Raw genomic sequence first — 7,911 nt, 5'->3', positions numbered from 1 at the left:
GCACCTCCTAATGGGTCGTATTATGAGGCACGGAGGTGTCTACGAAACTAGGGTCGATTCAATTCAAGCGGCTAGTCCATGCTCATAGGTGACCGCAGCTTCCACTGCTGCGGGCTTTATCTCGTATAGTGCCGCGACGCGTCGGATGTTCTCGCCTTCCGCCAAATAGGCTTGGTAGATGGACGACGTATCGATTCCTACTGAGTTTAGTGTCGGCTTTCCAAAGTTTATCTGCGGATCAAGCACCACAGCCTTGCTCCGTTTTACCGGATACCAGCGCTGGGCCTTGCCCTCCTCGGCATAGTCGATGCCTTCGTAAAGTGACGGGCCAATCACCTGCTTGAATACCAACTGGCGCTTTGCCAAATCCAGGATCGTCTCATCGCCTGTCTCATCCAGGACGGTCGCAAAAATGCTCCTCCCGTCTGTCTGGAATCTCCTACAGGTGAAGGGGTAGGCTTGATGGAATAGCTCACGCGCTTGGCGGGATGCAGCCCTAATCGCCTGAAGGCTTACGCCATGCCGGCGGAAGGCATGAACAAAACGGATTTCCAGCAGGTCATGGAAACCAAGCAGTCTCTCCTCAGTAAAACTAAGCTCTGGCGCCCAGAGGCCAGGCAGCTCTACACCATCCGACTTGTATCCAAACATCCATCTGCGAATGTCTTTAGCTGGTATCCCGGTGTAAAGCGACGCTTCGTAAGGTGTGTAGATCCCCACCCCTATGAGGCGGCTTGGTGATTCTGAATGCTTCATTGCCCCCTCCTTTATTCCTAGATTCTCTAGGTTAATTTTGCTTTCCATGCAGTAGCTTAGGCAACGCTTATCAGACGATGGGCCAGGTCCTACTGCCCCATGATCCTCCGGTACTCCTGCTGGTACTGCTCGTAGGGGATGGATTTCCGAGAGAGTTCGTCCAGCTGCTGCTGTTGCCATTGGGCTTTGCTGAGGGAGCCTTCGGAAGGTGCCGCAGTGGAGCTCACCTGCGTAACCCGCTCGGGCGACGGCACACCGAGATCACCTATGCACTGGTACTTGATCACGACCTGCCCGGCTACACAATTGCCCCAACCGTCGCGCTGATTACAATTGGTGGTTTTCCCACCGAAAGCTTCCGCCTCGCGGTAGCCCCAAACGGTGCACTTTTGTTGCGCGATAGACTGTGCCTGGCTCGGGTTGACGAGCGGTTGCTCAAACTGAGCAAAATCGTAAGCCATGTCCACGGTTCCATCGGCACGGCTTCCGCCGGTTGCGTAGAAGTCTTTCTTAACGGCACAGCCGGTGGTGAATGCCACAGCAAGCATAAGAGCGGCGAGAGGGATGGAAGCGGTACGCATTGCGACCTCCTTGTCTTGTGATGACATCATATTGCCACGCTCCGGGGATGCTTGCATCGACCACGGTTTCAGTCCACCCCGATGGCGGGGTGAATGAGCATCTGTAAGCGGTCGCCCAGGCGCGCTGGATAATCTGAACGACCTGACGAAGTGGGGTGAATTCGAACAGCTCGCCGAGCTCATCCAGACTATGATCCTCAACTTGCACGCGCCCGGACCTGGCGGTGCGCGGTAGTTCCTGAGGGTCCCGCGCCACAATTGCGATCAGCCCAAAAACGTGGCGCGCAACTTCTATGATGAAGGCGCGAAGATCGCCGCGCGCCTGGATCGGAGCGAGGCATGAAGGATCAAGCGCGACCGAATTGGCCGGAAGGAACTCACGAGTATCGCGAGGGATGCTCTGCAAGAAGGCGCAACAAGACCCGCGAAAGCTGCCCATATGGCAGTTGCCAGCTCGAAATCAGAAGCAGATGGCTTGCAGGCTGGCACGATACCGACATGGGTACTATTTCTCACGGCGACCGCACTATCCGGCCTTCATGAATCTCCTGGGCGAACACTGCAAGGGTGTCAGCATCTTGCTCAAGCTGGCTGGCCATCGCGCGCAACTCGCTAGACATCTCAGGAAGAGCGGCAGCAAGACCTACCAACCGATCAGCAACCGAAGCGTTGTTGAATGACGAGGTCCGCAGCGCTTTTAGCAGCTGGACCTCTGCGCCATTCAATCCAGCACCTGGATGAATCCGTCCTGCGTGCGTCCTGCCAATGTCCTGAGCTTCTCGGCATCGTCCTTCAGCAGCGTGATCACGTCAGCAATGTTCGCCGCGTAGCCGGCCGGCAGCTCTTGCATCGCCTGGTCGAGAACCATCGCAATCGACTCGCTGCGAAACGCCAGCTCAGCGAATGTCACACGTAACTGTTGGGTCGAGTAATCCAGAGACATGTCAGGTTCCTTTTGCATAGTGTTGGTCGCACCAGTGAGTTGCCATTTCGATGCCCTGCCGACGCGCATCGGAAAAGCACCTCCATGGCCCTGTAGCTGAACAGACGATTTGGCCTGAAACCGTTACCAGTACTTCGCGTGGCACCAGATTGCCAGGAGCGTCCCATTCAAACTCAATGAACATCTTCGCCCCATTCGGGTGGACGTAGCTGATCGGACCAGGCCTATCCATAATTAGGAACATGTCACCACCCTCGGCCGCCCCGAATCCAATTATCAGCAATAGACCAGGCACGCGAGCATTTCCAGCTATTCGCCTTTGAGAGGATCCTGCGTGACGGTAAAGCTGATGCGCTGCAGGGACTCTAGCAAGCACATCGCGACTTCAGCGCTGAAGCTAAATCGGGCGACAGCCTCTTCTGTCACGCCAGGGACCTCCATGCAGCGCGCGTCGAGACATACCCTGTTGTTCACCAGCTTGACCTGCAGCGGCGGCTGAATAAAGAACTCGATCACCGGTTCTCCTCGATGGAGGGCCGCTCGTAGCTCCCGCATGTCCTTTGGAAGAAATTGACCGCTCATCAAGGTCTCCAAGCATCACCGAAACATCAACATTTCTGAGGCTAGCCCAGGCTCAGAGGATCACCGAATTCGAATTAGCACCATGCTGCGTAATTGCATCGCACTTGACCGCCCAATTGCATTGCCGCTGACCACCGTTTGCATCCGACTTGACCAGTCACGCCGAAGAGGCGACAGGCAGAAAACGGCCAGAAGCGGCCGCTCAAGTTCAACAAGGCTTGTGTATTACATATGGAAATCCGTATATTCGATTTTCCATATGCAAGATAAAGCCATGATCACTCCACCCGAAGTCTTCAAGAGCCTGGCCGACGAGACCCGTGTTCGCGCCACCCTGCTCATCGCCAGCCTGGGCGAGCTCTGCGTCTGCGAGCTGATGTGCGCGCTGGACGACAGCCAGCCAAAGATCAGCCGTCACCTGGCGCAACTGCGCAGCAGCGGCTTGCTGCTGGATCGCCGCCAGGGCCAGTGGGTGTATTACCGCCTCAACCCCGAACTGCCTGCCTGGGTGCGCGAGATGCTGCAGGTCACCCTGCAGGCCAACGCGCAATGGCTGGCCGACAACACCCTCCGCCTGCAGAACATGAACGGCCGCCCCGTCCGTGACGCTGCCTGCTGCTGATCTTTTCCAAGCGAGTCCTCCATGCTGGTCGCTATAGCTGTCTTCGTTTTCACCCTCGTCCTGGTCATCTGGCAGCCCAAGGGGCTCGGCGTTGGCTGGAGCGCCGCGCTCGGCGCAATCATCGCCCTGGCCGCTGGCGCAGTTTCGCTGCACGACATCCCGACCGTGTGGGCCATCGTCTGGAACGCAACCGCCACTTTCATCGCCGTCATCATCATCAGCCTGCTGCTGGATGAGGCCGGCTTCTTCGAATGGGCCGCATTGCACGTGGCGCGCTGGGCGAACGGCAGCGGCAACCGCCTGTTCGTTTTCTGCATACTGCTCGGCGCTGCTGTCTCGGCGCTGTTCGCCAATGATGGCGCGGCGCTGATCCTTACGCCCATCGTCATGTCGATGCTGCTCGCGCTGCGCTTCTCCCCCGCTGCGACCCTGGCCTTCGTCATGGCTGCCGGCTTCATCGCCGATACCGCGAGCCTGCCGCTGGTGGTCTCCAACCTGGTGAACATCGTCTCGGCCGATTACTTCGGCCTTGGCTTTGCCGAATACGCCTCGGTGATGGTGCCGGTGAACCTCGCCAGCGTCGCCGCCACCCTGCTGGTGCTGTTCCTGTTCTTCCGTCGCGACATCCCGAGACAGTACGCAGTCGATGCGCTGAAGGAGCCGAAGGCGGCGATCCACGACCGCGCCACCTTCATCGTCGGCTGGTGGACGCTGCTGGTGTTGCTGGTCGGCCTGTTCGCCCTGGAGCCGCTGGGCATCCCGGCCAGCGCCGTCGCTGCTGTCTGCGCGGCCATCCTGTTTGCCGTTGCCGCGCGCGGGCACCGCATCTCCACCCGCCGCGTACTGCGCGAAGCGCCCTGGCAGGTGGTGATCTTCTCCCTCGGCATGTACCTAGTGGTCTACGGCCTGAAGAACGCCGGCCTCACGGACTTCCTCACCCACCTGCTCGATCGCCTGGCCGAACAGGGCTTGTGGAGCGCCGCCATCGGTACCGGCCTGCTCTCGGCGCTGCTGTCGTCGGTGATGAACAACATGCCCAGCGTGCTGGTCGGCGCGCTGTCGATCCAGGGCAGCGACGCGGAAGGCCTGGTGCGCGAGGCGATGATCTACGCCAACGTGATCGGCTGCGACCTCGGCCCGAAGATCACCCCCATCGGCAGCCTCGCCACGCTGCTCTGGTTGCATGTGCTGGAGCACAAGGGCATGCGTATCACCTGGGGTTACTACTTCAAGGTCGGCATCCTGCTGACCCTGCCCGTCCTGCTGATCACCCTCTCGGCGCTGGCGCTGCGCCTGAGCCTCTGACGTCCGCGTTGAGCGGAGGAGACCTCCATGCGAGTCCTGTTCATGTGCACGGCCAACAGCTGCCGCAGCATCCTCTCCGAAGCGCTGTTCAACCACCTGGCGCCGGAAGGCTTCGAGGCGGTCAGCTCCGGCAGTTTCCCCAAGGGGCAGGTGCTGCCGCGCAGCCTCACCACCCTGCAGCAGGCCGGTATCTCCATCGAGGGGCTGAGCAGCAAAGGCAACGACGCCTTCGAAGGCAATCCGCCGGACATCGTCATCACCGTCTGCGACAAAGCCGCCGGCGAAGCCTGCCCGGTGTACTTCGGCCCGGCGCTGAAGTCCCACTGGGGGCTGGAAGACCCATCGGAAGTTGCAGATGACGAAGCTTCCATCGACGCCGCCTTCCGCGCCACGCTGGCCCGCATCGAGCTGCGCAGCCGTGCCTTCTTCGTCCTTCCCTTCGACACCCTCGGCCGCGACGAACTCAAGCGCGAGCTGGATCGCATCGGCGCGCTCTGAGCAGGAGGAACCATGTCCGAGCAACTGCCCAACCTCGACCTTTCGCTGTTCGACCTGCCGCCTGCGGCAGTCCGCACCAGTGAGCACCAGCCGCGCATCCTGCTGCTGTACGGATCGACCCGCGAACGCTCCTTCAGCCGCCTGTTGGTGGAGGAAGCCGCGCGCCTGCTACAGCACTTCGGCGCCGAGACGCGCATCTTCAATCCTTCGGGCCTGCCGCTACCTGACGACGTACCGGTGGAACATCCCAAGGTGCAGGAGCTGCGGGAACTGGTGCAGTGGTCGGAAGGCCAGGTCTGGTGCTCGCCGGAGCGCCACGGTGCCATGTCCGCCGTGTTCAAGGCGCAGATCGACTGGATTCCCCTGGCGCTCGGCGCCGTGCGCCCCACCCAGGGCAAGACGCTGGCGGTGATGCAGGTCTGCGGCGGCTCGCAGTCGTTCAACGCCGTCAACCAATTACGCGTGCTCGGCCGCTGGATGCGCATGTTCACCATCCCCAACCAATCGTCGGTACCCAAGACCTACCTGGAGTTCGATGACGCCGGCCGTATGAAGCCTTCGGCGTACTACGATCGGGTGGTGGACGTCATGGAAGAACTGGTGAAGTTCACCCTGCTGCTGCGTGACCGCCAGGAGTTCCTGGTGGATCGCTATTCAGAGCGCAAGGAAAGTGCCGAGCAGCTTTCCGCCCGCGTGAATCAGCGCTCGATCTGAGGTCGCCATGACAATCGAAATCAGAGAAGCCCGCCCCGAGGACGCCGCGGCGATCCAGGCCATCTACGCTCCGGTCGTGACCGGCACGGCGATCTCCTTCGAGGAAGTACCGCCGACCGTCGAGGAGATGCGGCAACGCATCGTCACGACGCTGAGGACCTACCCGTACCTTGTCGCGGAGCGCGATGGGCGCCTGGTTGGCTACGCCTACGCCAGCCAACACAGGGCGCGCGCAGCGTACCGCTGGGCAGTGGATGTCACCGTCTACATAGCGGACGGCGAGCGTCGCTCCGGGGTGGGCCGCAGCCTCTACAGCGAGCTGCTACCCATACTCGCCAGGCAGGGATTCAACGCAGCCTATGCCGGCATTGCGCTGCCCAACGCTGCAAGCGTCGGTTTGCATGAGCGCTTGGGATTCCGACACATCGGCACTTTCCCTCAGGTCGGTTTCAAGCTAGGCCAGTGGCATGACGTGGGTTACTGGCGCCTGGAGCTGGGTACACCGATCAGCTCGCCCGCAGACCCTCTCGGCTATCCGGAGATTGCCGGCTGAACGTCCGCTATGGGTCGATTGCAGCCGGTCGTGACTCAGTGTGACAGGTTAAGCCGCATGCAAGCGGTGGTCAGCACGAATGCAAATGCTTGGTCAGGAGGAATGCAATCGGGTGGTCAAGTCAGTGCAATTACACACCATGCCATCCAATGTACTCGCCGCGCTCTACTAATAGCAGGACCTGTTATCGATCAGATCCACCGGCAAAAGGACACGACATCTGCCAAGGCCTCAATCCAAACGTGACGCAACTTCGGTGGCAGTCGCGTTGTAGTACACCATCAGCGAGCGCGGGTCACGATGCCCAGTCATCCGCGCCAGGTCCAGGACGTCGAGTTTCCTGGCAAGCCTGGTAGTCGCCTCGTGCCTGGTGTCGTGGAAGGTCAGGCCGTCGATCTTCACTCGATCACGAACCCTTCGAAACATGACGTCCGCCGACTTGGACGACAGGGTGAAAAGGTCCTGGCGGTCACCGGCGGCATCGGCCATAACCTTCAGCAGCTCAACCGCTCGCGAGCTCAGCGGCACCTTGCGGGCGTCGCCGTTCTTGGTGTGGGTCAATTCCACATATCGGGCCCGAAGATGCACCCGGGCGGGAGATAGGCCGAGAATCTCACCCTGCCGCATGGCGGTCTCCAGCGCGATAAGGAAGGCATAGGCCAGCTCCTGCAGCTTACCGGTAGGCGCCTCGCCCTCGACATACCCAAGACCGTCGAGGAGCTTCTTTTCCTCGGCAGCCGATATCCTCCGGTCCCTGGGCGGTCTGTTCTTCGGTCGTTTCACCTCGCGCACTGGGTTCGACTTGATCCATCGCCATTCGCGCCGCGCCTGTTCGAACACGCTGGACAGCAGCGTCATCTCCCGGCGCACGGTTGAGGTGGCCACCGACTTCAATCGCAGGTCGCGCCAGGCGGCGATCTGCTCGGCGCCGACGTCTACGATCCGCTCGCCGACGAACTCCAGCTCATTGATCAGCTTGTCAAGGCGGATCTCCTCCCAGCGTTGGCCGACCTTGCTGGGCGATACCTCCTCCTTGTATTTCTCCAGCGCCTCCTTCAGAGTCGAGTTCGATGCCCCTTTGGGGCTCCCAACTCCAGCCAGAATCTCAGCCTCTCGCTGAGTCGCCCAGGCCACTGCCTCGGCCTTCGTGGAGAAGGTGCCTGAGTCCCGTACTCCCTTCTTGGCCACCTCGACGCGCCATCCACCACTCCGCTTCCTGTACGTTGCCACCACTCACCCGCCTTGGCGTAAATTTGGCGTAAACGGTAGCACGAAATTACGCCAAGCCTATGCAAGATGACGGATTAGCTTTGGCGTAAACCCTTATGGATCATGACCTTAAAGCAAAACAATAGAG

The 7,911-nt window shown here is 60.4% G+C and carries 10 protein-coding genes; 5 read left to right on the top strand and 5 right to left on the bottom strand.

The window, feature by feature from the left end; translation table 11 throughout:
* Positions 1-63: 63 nt before the first annotated feature.
* The 4 genes from CTR55_RS22135 to CTR55_RS22120 all read right to left on the bottom strand — a co-directional run bounded on the left by CTR55_RS22135 (position 64) and on the right by CTR55_RS22120 (position 2,862).
* Positions 64-651 carry a DUF433 domain-containing protein gene (locus CTR55_RS22135; RefSeq protein WP_296289387.1) on the bottom strand — a complete coding sequence of 196 codons (588 nt, stop codon included), beginning with the start codon at positions 649-651 and terminating at the stop codon, positions 64-66.
* Positions 652-845: 194 nt separating this feature from the next.
* Entirely contained in the window at positions 846-1,337 is a 492-nt protein-coding gene (gene yecR, locus CTR55_RS22130) for a YecR family lipoprotein (RefSeq protein ID WP_296289368.1), read from the bottom strand.
* A 721-nt stretch (positions 1,338-2,058) separates the two neighbouring features.
* The gene (locus CTR55_RS22125) at positions 2,059-2,280 is read right to left on the bottom strand and encodes a hypothetical protein (protein ID WP_296289366.1); all 222 of its coding nucleotides are present in this window, start codon (positions 2,278-2,280) and stop codon (positions 2,059-2,061) included.
* 309 nt (positions 2,281-2,589) lie between these two features.
* Entirely contained in the window at positions 2,590-2,862 is a 273-nt protein-coding gene (locus CTR55_RS22120; protein WP_296289364.1) for a hypothetical protein, read from the bottom strand.
* 274 nt (positions 2,863-3,136) lie between these two features.
* On the opposite strand from CTR55_RS22120, the gene CTR55_RS22115 reads away from it, so the two are divergent.
* From CTR55_RS22115 to CTR55_RS22095, 5 genes are read left to right on the top strand one after another with little or no spacing between them, the layout of a single operon-like run.
* Positions 3,137-3,484, top strand: a complete 348-nt coding sequence (locus CTR55_RS22115) for a metalloregulator ArsR/SmtB family transcription factor (RefSeq protein ID WP_296289362.1) — start codon at positions 3,137-3,139, stop codon at positions 3,482-3,484.
* Between the two features lie 21 nt (positions 3,485-3,505).
* Entirely contained in the window at positions 3,506-4,789 is a 1,284-nt protein-coding gene (locus CTR55_RS22110) for an arsenic transporter (protein ID WP_296289361.1), read from the top strand.
* A 27-nt stretch (positions 4,790-4,816) separates the two neighbouring features.
* A complete protein-coding gene (locus CTR55_RS22105) occupies positions 4,817-5,287 on the top strand; it encodes an arsenate reductase ArsC (protein ID WP_296289359.1) in 471 nt (156 codons plus the stop codon).
* Between the two features lie 12 nt (positions 5,288-5,299).
* Positions 5,300-6,001: an arsenical resistance protein ArsH gene (gene arsH / locus CTR55_RS22100; protein ID WP_296289358.1), complete on the top strand. Its 702-nt coding sequence runs from the start codon at positions 5,300-5,302 to the stop codon at positions 5,999-6,001.
* Between the two features lie 7 nt (positions 6,002-6,008).
* A complete protein-coding gene (locus CTR55_RS22095; protein ID WP_296289357.1) occupies positions 6,009-6,554 on the top strand; it encodes an arsinothricin resistance N-acetyltransferase ArsN1 family B in 546 nt (181 codons plus the stop codon).
* Between the two features lie 231 nt (positions 6,555-6,785).
* Here CTR55_RS22095 and CTR55_RS22090 read toward each other — a convergent pair whose 3' ends face one another.
* The gene (locus CTR55_RS22090; RefSeq protein ID WP_296289356.1) at positions 6,786-7,742 is read right to left on the bottom strand and encodes a site-specific integrase; all 957 of its coding nucleotides are present in this window, start codon (positions 7,740-7,742) and stop codon (positions 6,786-6,788) included.
* Between the last annotated feature and the right edge of the window lie 169 nt (positions 7,743-7,911).

Source organism: Pseudomonas sp., assembly GCF_002796985.1.
Lineage (GTDB): Bacteria > Pseudomonadota > Gammaproteobacteria > Pseudomonadales > Pseudomonadaceae > Pseudomonas.
This window is presented reverse-complemented; position numbering and strand designations above follow the sequence as displayed.